The sequence below is a fragment of the uncultured Candidatus Pelagibacter sp. genome, assembly GCF_943788075.1.
Taxonomy (GTDB): domain Bacteria; phylum Pseudomonadota; class Alphaproteobacteria; order Pelagibacterales; family Pelagibacteraceae; genus Pelagibacter.
Window position 1 is genome coordinate 131,823 of sequence record NZ_CALSOW010000002.1, and the last position, 16,267, is coordinate 148,089.

At 25.8% G+C, this 16,267-nt stretch carries 18 protein-coding genes; 6 read left to right on the forward strand and 12 right to left on the reverse strand.

All coding sequences use genetic code 11. The features are described 5' to 3' along the window. Positions 1-5: 5 nt before the first annotated feature. The 4 genes from Q0X98_RS03170 to rpsF form a co-directional block, all read right to left on the reverse strand. Entirely contained in the window at positions 6-1,424 is a 1,419-nt protein-coding gene (locus Q0X98_RS03170; protein ID WP_297681375.1) for a replicative DNA helicase, read from the reverse strand. Positions 1,425-1,492: 68 nt separating this feature from the next. After that, positions 1,493-1,951 carry a 50S ribosomal protein L9 gene (gene rplI, locus Q0X98_RS03175; RefSeq protein WP_297681376.1) on the reverse strand — a complete coding sequence of 153 codons (459 nt, stop codon included), beginning with the start codon at positions 1,949-1,951 and terminating at the stop codon, positions 1,493-1,495. Position 1,952: 1 nt separating this feature from the next. Further along, entirely contained in the window at positions 1,953-2,225 is a 273-nt protein-coding gene (rpsR, locus tag Q0X98_RS03180) for a 30S ribosomal protein S18 (protein WP_028036673.1), read from the reverse strand. 2 nt (positions 2,226-2,227) lie between these two features. Then, positions 2,228-2,581, reverse strand: coding sequence for a 30S ribosomal protein S6 (rpsF, locus tag Q0X98_RS03185; protein ID WP_271507625.1), 354 nt, complete (start codon positions 2,579-2,581; stop codon positions 2,228-2,230). Positions 2,582-2,668: 87 nt separating this feature from the next. Between rpsF and fabD the strand changes: the two genes are divergently transcribed. The 4 genes from fabD to gmk are packed head-to-tail and all read left to right on the forward strand — an operon-like array spanning position 2,669 to position 5,259. Beyond that, the gene (fabD, locus tag Q0X98_RS03190; protein ID WP_297681382.1) at positions 2,669-3,595 is read left to right on the forward strand and encodes an ACP S-malonyltransferase; all 927 of its coding nucleotides are present in this window, start codon (positions 2,669-2,671) and stop codon (positions 3,593-3,595) included. Beyond that, on the forward strand, positions 3,592-4,329 hold the full coding sequence (gene fabG / locus Q0X98_RS03195) for a 3-oxoacyl-ACP reductase FabG (RefSeq protein ID WP_297681384.1): 738 nt from the start codon (positions 3,592-3,594) through the stop codon (positions 4,327-4,329). The genes fabD and fabG overlap by 4 nt, the downstream gene beginning before the upstream one ends. A 49-nt stretch (positions 4,330-4,378) precedes the next feature. Beyond that, positions 4,379-4,618, forward strand: coding sequence for an acyl carrier protein (locus tag Q0X98_RS03200; protein WP_008544320.1), 240 nt, complete (start codon positions 4,379-4,381; stop codon positions 4,616-4,618). Positions 4,619-4,626: 8 nt separating this feature from the next. Continuing rightward, positions 4,627-5,259, forward strand: coding sequence for a guanylate kinase (gmk, locus tag Q0X98_RS03205; protein WP_297681392.1), 633 nt, complete (start codon positions 4,627-4,629; stop codon positions 5,257-5,259). Here the strand turns inward: gmk and rsmA are convergent. From rsmA to Q0X98_RS03235, 6 genes are all read right to left on the reverse strand, one after another. After that, a complete protein-coding gene (rsmA, locus tag Q0X98_RS03210; RefSeq protein ID WP_297681394.1) occupies positions 5,248-6,033 on the reverse strand; it encodes a 16S rRNA (adenine(1518)-N(6)/adenine(1519)-N(6))-dimethyltransferase RsmA in 786 nt (261 codons plus the stop codon). The two genes, gmk and rsmA, sit on opposite strands and share 12 nt — an antisense overlap. Next, a complete protein-coding gene (locus tag Q0X98_RS03215; RefSeq protein WP_297681396.1) occupies positions 6,034-6,993 on the reverse strand; it encodes a 4-hydroxythreonine-4-phosphate dehydrogenase PdxA in 960 nt (319 codons plus the stop codon). Then, entirely contained in the window at positions 6,983-7,825 is an 843-nt protein-coding gene (locus Q0X98_RS03220) for a peptidylprolyl isomerase (protein ID WP_297681398.1), read from the reverse strand. Before Q0X98_RS03220 ends, Q0X98_RS03215 begins: the two co-directional genes overlap by 11 nt. 95 nt (positions 7,826-7,920) lie before the next feature. Then, positions 7,921-10,584, reverse strand: a complete 2,664-nt coding sequence (locus Q0X98_RS03225; protein WP_297681400.1) for an organic solvent tolerance protein — start codon at positions 10,582-10,584, stop codon at positions 7,921-7,923. Beyond that, complete coding sequence (locus Q0X98_RS03230) at positions 10,574-11,647, reverse strand: LptF/LptG family permease (protein WP_297681402.1); 1,074 nt, start codon at positions 11,645-11,647, stop codon at positions 10,574-10,576. Before Q0X98_RS03230 ends, Q0X98_RS03225 begins: the two co-directional genes overlap by 11 nt. After that, the gene (locus Q0X98_RS03235) at positions 11,644-12,768 is read right to left on the reverse strand and encodes an LptF/LptG family permease (RefSeq protein WP_297681404.1); all 1,125 of its coding nucleotides are present in this window, start codon (positions 12,766-12,768) and stop codon (positions 11,644-11,646) included. Before Q0X98_RS03235 ends, Q0X98_RS03230 begins: the two co-directional genes overlap by 4 nt. Before the next feature lie 61 nt (positions 12,769-12,829). Between Q0X98_RS03235 and Q0X98_RS03240 the strand changes: the two genes are divergently transcribed. After that, entirely contained in the window at positions 12,830-14,287 is a 1,458-nt protein-coding gene (locus Q0X98_RS03240; RefSeq protein ID WP_297681406.1) for a leucyl aminopeptidase, read from the forward strand. After that, positions 14,280-14,690 (forward strand): nucleoside-diphosphate kinase, encoded by a 411-nt coding sequence (gene ndk, locus Q0X98_RS03245; protein WP_297681408.1) that lies wholly within the window; start codon positions 14,280-14,282, stop codon positions 14,688-14,690. The genes Q0X98_RS03240 and ndk overlap by 8 nt, the downstream gene beginning before the upstream one ends. On the opposite strand, the gene purN is transcribed toward ndk, so the two are convergent. Both purN and purM read right to left on the reverse strand, forming a co-directional pair. Beyond that, entirely contained in the window at positions 14,680-15,258 is a 579-nt protein-coding gene (gene purN, locus Q0X98_RS03250) for a phosphoribosylglycinamide formyltransferase (RefSeq protein ID WP_297681410.1), read from the reverse strand. The genes ndk and purN overlap by 11 nt on opposite strands. Continuing rightward, the gene (gene purM / locus Q0X98_RS03255) at positions 15,236-16,267 is read right to left on the reverse strand and encodes a phosphoribosylformylglycinamidine cyclo-ligase (RefSeq protein ID WP_297681412.1); all 1,032 of its coding nucleotides are present in this window, start codon (positions 16,265-16,267) and stop codon (positions 15,236-15,238) included. Before purM ends, purN begins: the two co-directional genes overlap by 23 nt.

Genomic DNA, 16,267 nt, shown 5'->3' on the forward strand with positions numbered 1-16,267 from the left:
GGAATTTAATTAATTTGAGTATCTTTAAATTTAGTAAATCTCTCTTCAAACTCAAGAGTTACATTACCTATTGGGCCGTGTCGTTGTTTCCCAATTATAATTTGAGCTAAGTGAGCAACTTCATTCATTTTTGCTTGCCATTCTGCATGTTCAACCGTTGCTTCTCTTGGTTCTTTTCTTTGTAAATAATATCCTTCTCTATAAACAAACATAACAACATCCGCATCTTGTTCTATCGAACCAGATTCTCTTAAATCAGACAATTGAGGTTTGTGGTCATCTCTTTGTTCAACTTGTCTTGAAAGCTGTGATAGAGCTACAACTGGCACTCCAAGTTCTTTAGCAATTGCTTTTAGTCCTTGGGTAATTTGCGAGATCTCTTGAACTCTACCATCTTTATTAAATGTTGTTCCCCTCATTAATTGAATATAATCAACCACAATCATATCTAGACCAAACAATCTTTTAATTCGTCTAGCTCTGTTACTCATTGCAGCAATACTAATTGCAGGTGTTTCATCAATATACAATGGAAGTTCAGCTATATTTTTTGAAGTTTCTAAAAATTTGTCAAATTGTTCGTCTGAAATTCTTCCTCTTCTTATATCGTTTGAGCTTATTCTTGCTTGTTCTGAAATAATTCTCGTAGATAATTGTTCTGAAGACATCTCCAATGAAAAGAAGGCAATTGATGATTTTTTTCCACTGTCTTGTAATTTTTGTGCAGCATTAAAAGCAATGTTTGTTGCAAGAGATGTTTTACCCATTGAAGGACGTCCAGCAATAATAATTAAATCTGATTGGTGAAGACCACCAAGTTTATCATCTAAATCTCTAAGTCCTGTTGGAACACCAACAATACCTTCCTCATTTTTATATGCAGCAGATGCCATTTCTATGGTTTGTTTCATAGCTTCATCAAATTTAACTAATGAAGAATTAAAAGAACCTTTTTCTGCTAAATCAAAAAGTAGTCTTTCTGAATTTTCAATAATAGTTTGACCATTAGTATCTAGCTCATTTAATTTTGCACTATCAATAGTTTGCTCTGAAATTTTGATTAATTCGCGTCTAACAAACATATCATAGATTATTTTTGAGTATTCAACAGCTTGGCGTACTGATGTGGAAAATTTTGTAATCTTGACTAGGTATTCAGGAACATTTAAATCATCTTTTTCATCTTCAAAATAATTTTTAAGTGTAATTGGATTTGCAAGCATTCCTTTGTAAACTAAACTTTCAATAGCTTCAAAAATTTTTTGATGCATTGGATCGTAAAAATTTATACTGGAAATTATTGTGCTAATTTCATCAAATATATCATTACTAACTAGTATGGAACCGATAACAGCTTGTTCTGCTTCAATATTATTAGGTAATTCTTTAAACTGATCTTTAACGATACTTAGATTGTTTTCCATAAATAGTAATTTACAGAATTAATATTTAAATAAAATTAATAATAAAGGCTGGGGAAAAGAATGTATAATTATTGTATCGTATCAGCTGAAGTAACGTTAACTGTAATTTCAGCGTCAACTTCAGAGTGTAAAGAAATTTTTACTTTAAATTTTCCAAGAGACTTAATCTCTTCAACTGGCTGTATCATTGAAGGCTTGATACCAATTTTATTTTCTTCTTGAATTAATTTTGCAATTTCAGTTGGTTTAACAGAACCATATAATTCGTTGTTTTCAGTGCTTAGTTTTTTAACACCATACTCTTTGCCATTAATTTGTTCTGAAATTTGTGCAGCTTCCTTTTTCTTTTCGCTATCTTTTTTTGATAAATCTGATTTTATTTTTTCAACTTCTAAAATATTTTCTTTTGAAGCGTATAGTGCTTTTTTGTTAGCAATTAAAAAATTTCTTGCATAACCTCTTTTAACCTCTATCACTTCGCCAATAGAACCAACTCTTTTTACGTTTTCTAGTAAAATTACTTTCATATTATATTAAAGCTAAATTTCTAGCTCTTTTAATAGATAGAGATAACTCTCTTTGCTTTTTTTGTGAAACATTTGTAATTCTTGATGGTAAAATTTTTCCATTTTCAGACATATATTTTTTTAAAAGTCTTACATTCTTATAATCTACTGCAGGAGCACCTTTTCCTGAAAGTGGGCAAGTTTTTTTGAATTTATACTTATTTGGTTGAAAAATACTTAATTTAGCAAAATTACTTTGTTTACCTTTTTTGTTTCCACTTTGTCTTTTAGGCATAATTAGTTTTTATAACTTTCTTTTTTTTCATCATCATCTCTCTTAGCAAAGTAATTAGCTTCAAGATCAAATTTCTTAACTCTAACTGTTAAGTATCTTAATAATTTTTTATCTATAGCTTCATTTTTTTCTAACTCATCAATTACATTACCTTTACCTTTTATTTTAAAGTGGATGTAGCTACCTTTTTTATTTTTTTTAATTAAGTAAGATAAGTTTAGTAAACCCCAATTTTCAGTTTTAACAATTTCACCTTCATTTTTTTCAACAATTTTAGAATATTTTTCAGTTAATTGCTTAATTTCACTTGGTGAAGTGTCTTGTCTAGCTATGATAGTATGTTCGTATAAATTCATTTAAGTTCTTTAATAAAAAGTGAGGATATACTATTATAAATGTTCAATTACAATAGTTAAAAAGGCAAAATTAATAGTTATTTTTATATGTTTTCAGTAATTTTTCCAGGTCAAGGTTCACAAATGGTTGGTATGGGAAAAGAATTCTATGACAAGTTTGATCTGGTTAAAAATCTCTTTAAAGAAGCTGATGATATACTAAATTTTTCAATATCTAAGCTTATTTTGGAAGGTCCAAAAGAGGAATTAGACCTAACTGCAAATACTCAGCCAGCAATATTTCTAATTAGCTATTCAATTTATAAAGTAATTAATAATGAATTTAATATTGATTTGAGCAAAGCCAAATATTTTGCAGGACACTCATTGGGCGAATATTCTGCTTTATCTTGTGCAGGTTACTTAAATTTTTCAGATACCTTAAAAATTTTAAGAATAAGAGGTGATGCTATGCAAAACTCAGTTCCTAAAGGCGAGGGTGGCATGGTTGCAGTATTAGGTTCAACCGTAGAAATAGTTGAAAAAATTTTAAAAAATAATGAAAAAAGTTTAAGTGTTGAAATTGCAAATGATAATTCTGAAGGTCAGATTGTACTAAGTGGTAAAATAAACGATATAGATAAATTAATTTTAATTTTAAAAGAAAATTCAATTAAAAATATAAAGTTACCAGTAAGTGCGCCTTTTCACTGTAGTTTAATGAATAAAGCAACAAATATAATGAGTGATGAATTAAATAAAATAAATTTTATAGAAGGTGAGAATAAATTAATTTCAAATGTTACTGCTAATGAAATATCAAATACCAATGAGCTTAAGGATCTATTGGTAAAACAAATTGAAAATAGAGTGAGATGGAGAGAAAGTGTAATTAATATGATTGGTAGTGGTGTAAATCATTTTATTGAAATTGGTCCAGGTAAAGTTTTATCAGGTTTGGTTAAAAGAATTAGCAAAGAAGTAAAAATAGATACTATTAACAATCAAACAGATATCGAGGGTTTACAAATATGAGTAGTTTAGAAAATAAAAATATTATTGTAACTGGTGCATCAGGTGGAATAGGCAATGCTATAATTAAAAAACTAAATGAAGCAGGAGCAAATATTTTAGCCTCAGGGACTAAAATTGAAAAACTAGAAGAATTAAAAAAAAATTTTGAAGGCATCAAAATATTAAAATTTGATATATCTCAAAGTGATAAAATCGAAGAATTTATTGAAAATGCTACAGGTGAATTAGGTGGAAGTTTAGATGGTTTAATTAATAATGCTGGAATAACCCAAGATAATCTTGCAATTCGAATGACCTTGGATGAGTGGCAAAAAGTTATAAATGTCAATTTAACCTCAACTTTCTTAATGAGTAAATTTGCAATTAAAAAAATGCTTAAAAATAAATCTGGAAAAATTGTCAATATTACATCAGTTGTTGGTCATACTGGTAATTTGGGACAAGCTAATTACACAGCTTCAAAAGCTGGAATAGTTGCTATGTCAAAAAGTTTGGCAACAGAATACGCAAAGAAAAATATTAATATAAATTGTATTTCGCCAGGATTTATTAAAACAGCAATGACAGATAAAATCGATGATAAATTCAAAGAAGTTATTATATCAAAAATACCATCAGCGCGCCTTGGTGAGCCAGATGATATTGCAAATGCTGTATTTTTTTTAAGTTCAGATCTGTCTAACTACATAAATGGTGAAACATTGCATGTTAATGGGGGCATGTATATGGCTTGACAAAATAGCTTTTTAAACTATTAAGAATTTATAACTAAAAAGGATCAATATGTCAGAAGACGTTTCAAGCAAAGTAAAAAAAATTGTAGCAGATCACTTAGGTATCGACGAAGCAAAAGTAACTGAGGAGTCTAGTTTTATAGATGATCTAGGTGCTGACAGCTTGGATACTGTTGAATTAGTGATGGCTTTTGAAGAAGAATTTGGATCTGAAATTTCAGATAGTGAAGCTGAGAAAATTTTAACTGTTGGTGATGCAGTTAAGTTTATCGAAGGAAAAGCGAACTAATAGTTTAAATGCCCTCAGAAAATGATGGCGTAATGATTGTTTTATCCTCTCCTTCTGGGGCGGGTAAAACCACATTAGTTAAAATGTTATCCGAAATGGATAACTATGAAACCTCTATTTCACACACAACTCGTCAACCAAGACCCAATGAAGTAAATGACAAAGACTATTATTTTGTTAATGAAAATGATTTTAATAGGTTAATTAAAAATGAGGAATTTCTTGAATATGCAAAAGTATTTAGTAATTTTTATGGAACAACTAGAACACCTGTAATTGACAAATTAAATAAAGGTAAAAATGTTTTATTTGATATCGATTGGCAAGGTGCAGATCAGATTAAAAACAAAAAGTTAGATTACAAACTCATAACATTTTTCATTTTGCCTCCAAGTAAAGAAGTCTTATTTGAAAGATTATCAAATAGAGATATGAAAGATAAATTAATTGCTGAAGAAAGAATGAAGCAATTTGGAAGAGATGTATTGCATTGGATAAATTATGATTATGTTGTGATTAATGATGAATTAAAAAGTTGTTATTCTAAAATTACTAATTTAATTAATGCTGAAATTTCTGATGGGTCTAAAGATTATGATTTGGAATATATTCGAAATCATGTAGAAAAATTAACTTCTTAATTTTTCATATTCAATTGTTAATTTATAATAAGTATCAAAATCTAAATTTTGAGGCCTTAAATTTAAATCTAAATTAAATTTATTAAGTAGATCATTATTTCCATTAAATATTTGGTTAAATGGTTTTTTTAACATCTTTCTTCTATGACTAAAAAATACTCTGGTAATTTTTTCTAAATTTAACGGATCTTTAATATCAGCAAAGTTTTTTTTAGGAGTAAAGTGAATTAAAGTGCTTTGTATTTTGGGTCTTGGTGAAAAACTTTCAGGTGCAATATCACAAATTTTATTTATGTTTAGTCTCCAATTCGCTAAAATCGATAATCTTCCGTAAGCAGATGTATTAAATTGAGCTATAATTCTGTCTGCCACTTCTTTTTGAAACATTAAAATAAGGTCAGAAAACCAATAATTTTTCTTTAAATTTACAATCCATGTACTTAAAATTTCTGTTGAAATATTGTAGGGCAAATTTCCAAATACCACGATTTTATTTTTTGAAAGTGAGCTTGTATCAAATTTAAGAATATCCTCGTTAAAAATTATAACCCTTTCATCAATTATTTCTTTTAAAGATTCTGCTAAAAAATTATCTTTTTCTACAAGATACATTTTGCTTGGATTATTTTTTAAAATTTCTTTGGTTAAGTTTCCGGTACCAGGTCCAACTTCTAAAATTTCATTATCAGTAATTGAAACAGTGTTAACTATCTTGCTGATTATATCACTATCTATTAAAAAATTTTGACCTAAACTTTTTTTTGCTCTAATCACTTAAAAATCTAAAAATTTTATTGAGTTATGTAAGCTTAAATGATTAGATTTATTTTTACCAAGCATAGATTCATTAGGGCCATGATCAGGGGAAACCCTAATAAATGGAAGACCTATAGTTATATTTATTGCCTCATATTCAAATAGTGTTTTAATAGGAGCAAGTACCTGATCATGATACATTCCAATTATTAGATCAAATTTTTTTCTATTATTTTTTAAAAAAATAGTATCTGCCGCCAAAGGACCCTGAATATCATATTTAAGTTTTTTCAATTTTTTAATTGTAGGATAAATAATATTTTTATCCTCATTAAAACTATCAATACTCTCACAGTGTGGATTAAGTCCTGTGACACCAATTTTAATTTTTTTATTAAATTTTATTTTCCAAAATTTATCTACAAGTCGTACTTTTTTAATTAATTCTAATTTGTTAATTCTTTTAGAAACATATTTAATTGGAAGGTGAGTGGTCAAAGGACAAACAGAGAGCTTTTTATTATAAATTATCATTGCAAAATCTTTAGTGTTAGTTTTTTTTGCTAAAAATTCTGTAATTCCGTTGAATTTGTTTTTCAAAAAAGTTTTCTTAGAGATTGGTCCGTTAATAAATTTGTTGCTAATATTGTTTTTGATTAATCTTAAAGCTATTTGAAAGCAAGAAGAAATATATTCATTTGATCTAGGGGTAATCTTTTCAAATGCTTTGGTTTGTTTAAAGTCTACATTTATTAAATTTATTTTCTTTAAATTATTTTTCTTTTTAATTACATCGTTTTCATTAATAAGATTTAAACTAATTTTTTTTCTTAAAACACTAGCCTGTTTGATAATTAGCTTTTCTGATGCAATTAAAATAATAGGAGATTTAATTTTTTTTTTTATAACTTTAAAAAAAATTTCAAAAAAAACACTATTAGGTTCTCCAGCAACAATTATTATTGGTTTATAATTCATCAATTTGTAAATTTTTTTTAATCTTATTAAAATAAATTTTTGAATATTGATTTAATTGATTATTTTTTTCAAAATTGGTTATTTTTATTAATTCTTCCTCAACATTAACTTCAATTTGAGTATTTCTAATATCATTAATTTGTAAAATTAAAAAACCACCTGATACATTAATTGGTTTTGTAAAATCATTAATCTTTAAATTTTTTATTGCATCTTTTATTTTCCTATTAAGAGAATTTTCATTGATCCAATCTAATTTACCTCCAAAATTTGAAGTTGTAGAAACACTGTATTTAAGAGCTGCAAAATCAAAACCACTATTATTTATTACATCGCTGATTTCTGAAAATTTATTGTCTAGGTCATTTAGATTTGAAACCTCAAAAGAAATCTCAGACAATAAATATGATTTTGAAAATTTATTATCTTTATTTATTTTTGCTTTTAAATTTTTTTCATTGATTTTAACTTTTGAAGAAAACTTAATTAAGATTAACTCATTCCAAAGAGCTTCAATTTCTAATTTATTTTTTACATTTTCAATATCAACGTTATTAAGAATTAAATATTCTTTAAAGTCATCTAAATTTGCCAAACCTATTCTTGAGTAGACATTTTGTAAAATTTTATTCAAGAATTCTTCAGGTAATTGTGGATTTTTAAAAGTTTTTTCAATTTCGATCTTTTTTATTCTTTCATTCACAATTGATCTTTTTGAAAGTTCAATAACATCTTTTTTATTGGAATTTTTTAAGCTTGGGTTTAATGCAATTAAGTATTTATATTCACTATTTACATCTAAACTTGTAATTATTTGATTTTCAATTTTCACTAATATCTTATTTTCTATCCCAAACGAACTAGAGCTATTAATAAAAAAAATAGTCGTCAAATATATTAGAATTAACTTTTTTAACATTTATTTAACTATTTCTTTATTCCAGTTTCATAGGTTGCTAATGGAAATAATGTTATTGAAAAAAATAAATCTTGGGTGGGTTTCAGGTCATTATCTTGGTAAAAGCTTTTTTTAAATTTTAAGGCAGCTGTTAAACAATCGTTTCTATACTCATAACTAAGATCATAATATTCTGTTAAATTAATTTCTTTATTTCTTCTTGTAGAAAATTTTAAAGAAGTATTATCATTAATCATATATTCTGTATTATTTGAAAGCACATGTGTTGATCCAATTTCATGTCTTTTTTCAATATAGTTGAAAGATGTAACAAAATTATTAATTGAAAATTCAGTTGAAATTGAGTTTGAATTTATAGTCTTCAAATCATTATCCAATGAAAAATCATAAACTAAATCCAAATTATTAAATAATCTATTATTAATAGACCCAAATATGTCTGAATTTTTCTTGTTAATTGTAGAGCTTATTGGAATATCATTTTCAAATTGATCTCTTACAACAGTTGCTAATTTAACCTCAAAATATTTATCTTTGGCATCTTCAGTCAGATCATTTTCTTGTAGATCAAATTTATAATCTAAACCAAATGTAAGAGATCTTCCGGCTTCAAAAACATTTGAGATTCCCAGTCTATTTATATCATACACATTGTTTGCAGTAATATTAGCTGCTGTGTCTCTATAGTTGTCCATATTATTTCCTGGATTAATTCTTAAAGAAATTTTTGGTGTAAGAGTTTGTCTATTCATATTAGTTGATTTTAATAAAGGGATAGCAGAGTCAATTTTTAAAATACTCATTCCGTCTATTTGTATGTTGGATGAATATATAGAGTCATTTTTTCCTGCTGAATTTAAATTCTTTAAATATAAGTCAAAGTTATTTTTAAATCCTAATTTTGATATAAAGTCATTTGAATTGTAAATAAGGTCATTAACAACAGTAGTTCTTACATTATTTGTGTTTGAAAGTTTATTTACTCCTGATGAATAAAAATTTAAATATCCATTAATTGTATTATCAGCAATCATTGAAGTTATATTTTTTGAAAAATCATAATAAGGTAAAGTGTATTGATACCTATCACTGTGTTTTACTCCTAAGTTTTCATAAACTTCTATACCTGTTGATAAATTTTGATTTTCTTTTTCAAGATAAAGTTTAACATTCGAGTTCAATGTTGTTTGGCTTTCTGGTAATAACGGTGTGTCGAATAAATTGTTTTCAAAAACTTTTAAATACGTGTCGTTTGTAACTCTTTCAATATTGGCTTCAAATCTACTTTCTATAAAATTAGGAATGTTTAATTTACTATTATAATTAAGAAATAAATGATTAATATTTTTAGTTTTACTATTAGTTGATGATTTATAATCTCTTAAAAAAGCAAAATCAGCAATGAGTGATGAGTTTTTCTCTTTTTTTCTAAACTCAGTTTGCAAGATATATTTTTCTTTCTCAAATTTTGAAAATTTTTCAAATAATGTTGGTTTAAAAGTTAAATCTTTATTAGGCCCAAGAGTTTTAAAATAAGGGATGTTAATTGACGAGCCTAGAGTTTTTGAATTATTCAATCTAGGTTGTAAAAAACCACTTCTTCTTTTTACAGATGAGTCTGGATGAAAAAATTTTGGAAAATATAAAATAGGAGTATCATATATTTTTATTACTGCATTTTTATAAATCATATCTTTTTTGATTTTGTCGTGTGTTATTTTTTCGGCTTTTATACTCCAAGGAGGACAATCATCATTAAGTTTACAGCTAGTGAAAATTGCATTATTTACAATGGTCTTATTTTGATCACTTGATGAGGTTGAGCCATAAATTCTAGGATCATTACTTTGATCTCCAAACACATCTTTATGGATATTAATCTTAGTTTCTTTTGCTATATAACTTTTATTCTTAAAATTAAAAAAACCTTCTGAAAAAAAATATTTATCTATTTTGCTTCCCTCAACTTTTGCCAAAACTTCAATCTCTTTGGCTTTTAATAGTTCTTTGGTTATATCATATGAGAATTTATCTAGTTTATAAATATTTCCATTGTCATCTTCTATAGATGTTTTTTTTTCTGAAAATATGTTTTCATTATTTCTAAAATAAGAGATGTCACTTGAATTAAATTTATATTTTTTTTGAATTAAAGCTTTAGTTTCGCCTTTTGTAAAAATTTTTTCTACATTTACTAAGTAGGATATTTCTTCTGCATAAATTTTTGTATCTTTCTCATAATCATTGATTTCAGCATTCTGTTTTGCTTTAAAAAAATTACGGCTTTTGTCATATTCTAAATTATCTGCTTTTATATCTTTATTTTCATCAACAACTTTTGAATTTCCAATTGTAAATATTTTTTCGTCGTTTTTAAAATAAATTATTTTATCAGCAATAATTATAACATTTTTAATATTATCTACATATTTTACATTGCCAGTTATTTCCAAAATATTTTTAAGTTTATTGTAAAAAAAATTTTCACCTGTAATAGTGCTACCATCATCTGAAATAGCTGTTCCCCCATTGGTGCCATTAATTTTATTTCCATTTTCTAAAATCTCTATTTCAGTAACGTTTAATGTAAATGCTTCATTTGCATTTGAGGTACTTAAGGAAAAGATAATCCAAATTAGGAAGAGGAATGAATTAAAAAATTTATTTTTCATTTATATTTAATAACATTATTAGATTTACTAAACTTAAAAATATAATGGGTGTCCATACCGATACCATTAATGGTAGTTTTTCAGTTGAACCCATTACGTTAAAAAAGTTGTTTATATAATAAATTATTACCGAAAATAATAGACCAATAATTATCTTAATGACTTTGCTGTTAGTTTTTTTAGTATTTAGCATGATAACTGAAGATAGAACTGTCATTATGACTAAAATTAAAGGATATGTTGCAACTTTATAAATTTGCATATCAACATCTACAGTAGAATAATTTAATGATTTATAATTTTGTCTTAAATCAATAAGTTTTAGGAGTGAAAGTGATGATAAATTTGAAAACAAACTTTCAATTTTTTTTTGATTAAAATTTGATTTAAATTTTATCAAATCTTTTTTTTTACTTATATTTTCTTCAAAAATTGTTACATCATAAATTAACCATTCATTATCTCTTATATCTATCTTGTCACTTTTGAGACTTTTGATTAAATTAAATTCATCATCAAAAGTTGTTATAAAAGTATTAGTTAAAAAATTGTTATCAATTTTAGATGAATTTATAATGCTAGTCTTATTGTCGACAACATCTTTCATCCATAATCCATTTTTATTTATGACTGCCAAATAAAGTTTATCATCAGAAAATTGATTCTTAATTTGCAAGTAATAATGCTGTAAATTGGATGAAAGAGAATAAAATGTAGTTACAGTCAAAATGCCAATAACAAAACTAACAAAACCCAAGATGTAAATTATTTTAATATTTTTTAAGCCTGAATATTTAAAGATATTTATTTCATCATTATTAAATAACTTAAGAAAAAAAAATTGAGTTGCTATCAAAAATATAAAAGGAAACATTTCAAAAATAATAGATGGTGAGCTCATAATAGATAGATAAATTGGATAAAGTGAATGCACTTCTTTATTACTAAAAAACTCAATTTCTTTTAAAATGTTTAGAATAAATACAAGGCACAACATTATAAAAAAGACGTTAAGAAACGACTTTATAAACCCATTTATTAAAAATTTTGTATATGTTTTCATTTTGTAATTCTGGAAAATAATTTTAATTTATGAATAAAAATTATGTAAAAAAATAAAGTTAGAAAAATGGGAAGAATTAAAATTAAAATATTTTTGTTTAAATTATTTGAAATATATCCAAGTGAACTCTCAGATAGTATTATCAGCCCAAGTCCAAGTAAAAAAATAGAATATTTGTATTTATTATATTTAAGATTTTCTTTTGAGGTTAATATAAATAATAGAGAAATTAATATTAAAACTGGTAAATAAAATGGATTTATCAATCTTTTAAATATTGTTTTATAAATATTTCTAGGATTATTTTTATTGCAATTAATTACATTGTAATCTTTTTTTTCAAAAATAGATTTTATACATCTTATCAAAGAAATTGTTGATTGTTCTTGTATCTTTTTGTGAGTAACAAGATGCGAGTCCATATTTCCTAATCCAAAATCTGATCTAGAAAAGTCGAAATTTGTAATATTGTTATTATTTTGATTTAAAGTTTGGCCGTCGTAAAGAACAAGAATTTTTTTATTTCCTTTTAATTCAAAAACTCCTTTTTTAGCAAATGTGATTTGAAATCCTTTTTCATAGTTATTTTTTTTGATATAAATATTTTTAAGTTCCCCATTTTCATTTTTATCTTCAGCAAATATAGTAAGTCCTTTGACTGTATCGTTAAACTTTTTTGGTTTAATTAATCCTTCGAAATAATCTACATTGGAACTTCTTAATTCGGATCTTGCCATTTCTTGAGATTTTGGAACAATGAGTGACATTAGTAGAATTTGTATCAACATAATCAGAATCGAAATCCAGAAAAAAAAATTTACTATGCTTATTTTGCTAACGCCGTGATTCCAAAAAATGATTAATTCATTGTTTGCCTCGTATTTGATAAATGTATAAGAAAAACTTATAAAAAGCGCAAAAGGGAGAATCCTACTAATAATTTTTGGGAAATTTAGTAGTGTATAATTGAAATAAACATTATAGTTTCTGCCATCTTCAATCATAATATCTAAAAAATTTACTGCTTGAAAAACCCAAATAATTAAACTTATGCCCAACAATGCTAAAAAGAAAAAAGTTAAACAGTCTAATAATAATTTTCTAAAAATAATTTTTTTCATTGAAATATGTAAATTTTGACAATATATAGCATTCTACTCGTTAGGATTGTATTTAAAATTTATGACTGTTCAAATTAATTATAAAAGCGGTAATTCGAAAAAAATTTCGTCAAATCTTGTCTTATTTGTGGATGAAAAATTCAATATTAGTGGTTTAAAAAAATATATCTCAAATTCTGAATTATCATATATCTCAGACCTATTAAAAAATAGTGATTTAAAAAAAAGTTTACTTGTTTTCGAAATTAATTCGAAAAAAACAATATTTTTAGTTTCAATTAAGAAAGACATTAATACTTCTGATATAGAAAATTTAGGTGCTAAATTTCATGGCTATATAAAATATGATAAGAAAAATAATTATTTTGTAAACTCAGATACCATCAATAGTAAGATTAAAAACTTTGTAGGATATTTTTTGCATGGAATAAAATTAAAATCTTATGAATTTAATATATATAAATCAAAAAAAGATAAAAAATTTGTCTCTATAAATATAATTGGAAGTAAAAATAAGATATCTTCACAGGATCAATTAAGATTTAAAGCTTTGGAAGAAGGAACTTTTTTTGCAAGAGATCTTGTTTCTGAGCCAGGTAATATTTTACATCCTGATGAATATGCAAAAAGAATTAATTCACTTAAAAAATTTGGATTAAAAATTAGTATATACGATGAAAAAAAACTAAAAAAACTTGGAATGAACGCTTTGCTTGGAGTTGGACAAGGCAGTATTAGGGGTTCATATCTTGTTACAATGGAATGGAATGGAGCAAAAAATAATTCTAAACCTTTAGCTTTTGTTGGAAAAGGTGTTTGTTTTGATACGGGTGGTATTTCATTAAAACCTGCAAAATTTATGGAAGATATGACTTATGATATGGCAGGTTCTGCTACAGTAGTTGGTTTGATGAAAAACTTAGCTGTTAGAAAAGCAAAGATAAATGCTGTTGGCGTCGTAGGTCTTGTAGAAAATATGCCAGGGGGGAATGCTCAAAGACCTGGCGATATTGTTAAATCATATAGTGGTAAAACAATTGAAATATTAAACACTGATGCAGAAGGTAGATTGGTTTTAGCGGATGCTCTTACATTCACAGAAAAAAAATTTATGCCAAGATTTATGGTTGATTTAGCAACTCTTACAGGTGCAATCATAGTTTCTCTCGGATCTGAATATGCTGGTCTTTTTTCTAATGATGATAAATTATCTAATCAATTATTAAATGCTGGAGATAAAGTTGATGAAAAATTATGGAGAATGCCACTACATAAAAACTTTGATAAATTAATAGACTCTAAAAATGCTGATATGCAAAATATTAATTATGTTGGTGGTGCTGGATCAACTACAGCTGCACAATTTTTACAAAGATTTGTATTAAACAAAACACCTTGGGCACACCTAGATATAGCTGGTATGGCTTTTTCAAAATATGGTGGAGCACTTAATTCAGGTGGTGCAACAGGTTACGGTGTAAGATTATTAAACAAACTAATAGAGGATGACTATGAGTAATACAGAACAAACATTATCAATTGTTAAGCCAGACGCAGTTGAAAGAAATTTAGATAATGAAATAAAGGAAATGTTTAAAAATAAAGGATTTTCAATTGTAAAAGAAAAAAAAATCCAAATTGAAAAATCAGAGGCAGAAAAATTTTATAAGGTTCATGAGACAAAACCATTTTATAATGATCTTTGTGCTTATCTGTCCTCTGGACCAATTGTAGTTATGATTCTTGAAAAAGAAAACGCAGTATTAGGCAATAGAGAATTGATGGGTGCTACCAACCCAAATGATGCAGAAGAAGGCACTATAAGAAAAAAATATGGAATTTCTATTGATAAAAATTCTGTACATGGATCAGATAGTGTTGAAAACGCAAAAATTGAAATAGACTTTTTCTTTAAAGATTAAGCAGTTTAATAATAGCTTCTGGATAGAGTTTATGCTCTTGGACTAAAATCTTTTTTGCTAAGGTTTCAGGGGTATCTAACTTATTAATTCTAACTTTCTTTTGATCAATGATTTTACCAGAATCAAGTTTAGAATTTACAAGGTGAACTGTACATCCTGAATATTTATCTTTATTTTTAATTGCCTTTACATGAGTATTTAATCCTTTGTATTTTGGAAGAAGAGAAGGGTGAATATTTAGAATTTTTCCATTAAAATTTTTAATAAATTCTTTTGATAAAATTTTCATAAAACCAGCAAGACAAATTAAATTTATATTATCTTTTTTTAATTCGTTGATAACTTTTTTTTCAGATATAGTGCTGTTAAAATTAAATACTTTTTTTTTAATTTTATTAATCTTGGCATATTTCAAACCTTTTGATTTAGGGTTGTTAGAAATAATCATCCCAATGGTTATTGGTGATTTTTTAAGTTTTGAAAATTTGATAAGTGATTTTAAATTACTACCTGTTCCAGATATAAAAATTGCTGTATTTATTTTATTAAATCCAGTTAACAGAGCCATTAAGTTTTACTTTTTCTTTAAAGTTTTTAGAGATTTTTCCTATGACATATGGTTTAAAATTATTTGTAAAATATCTTTTAATTTTATTTAATTTTTTTGGGTTAATAATTAAACAAAAACCAACACCGCAATTGAAAGTTTTAAGCATTTCTTTGTCTGATATACCTTTTTTATGAAGCCATTTAAAAATTTTAGATGCTTTTATTTGTTCTAAATTTATTTCAGCTGTTAAATTATCTGGAATAACTCTTTTAATATTATCAGCTAAACCACCTCCAGTAATGTTTGCACATCCATTAATTAAATCTTTGTCTATTAATTTTAAAACTTCACTTACATAAATTTTAGTTGGTCTAATTAACTCTTTTTTTAAAAAGTTGTTTTTTTTTATATCTATTTTTTTTTGTTTAAGAAGATAGCGTACTAGAGAATATCCATTTGAATGAAGACCGCTTGAGGGAATAGCTAAAATTAAATCATTATTTTTAATTTTATCTTTCCTTAAAATTTTATTTTTACCAACAATGCCAACAGCAAAACCTGCAATATCAAATTTACCTTTTTCATACGTGCCAGGCATCTCAGCTGTTTCTCCACCAACTAGTTCACATTTAGATAACTCACAACCTTTTAAGATACCTTTAATAATTGATTTTAATTTTTTTAAATCAATTTTATTTATTGATATATAATCCAAAAATAATAGAGGCTTAGCACCCTGAACAATTAAATCATTCACACTCATTGCAACTAAATCTATTCCAATAGTGTCATACTTATTAAGAGTATTAGCAATTTCCACTTTAGTGCCAACACCATCGGTGCAAGCAACAATTTTAGGTTGTTTTATTTGATTTGGTATTTCTGATATAGATCCAAAACCTCCAATATTTGAAAACTTTTTTTTGCCTCTTTTTTTTGATGAAACAGATGAAATGAAATTAACAAATTGATCAGCAGCATTTATGTTAACTCCACTTTTTTTATAGGTTATTGATTTATTATTCAT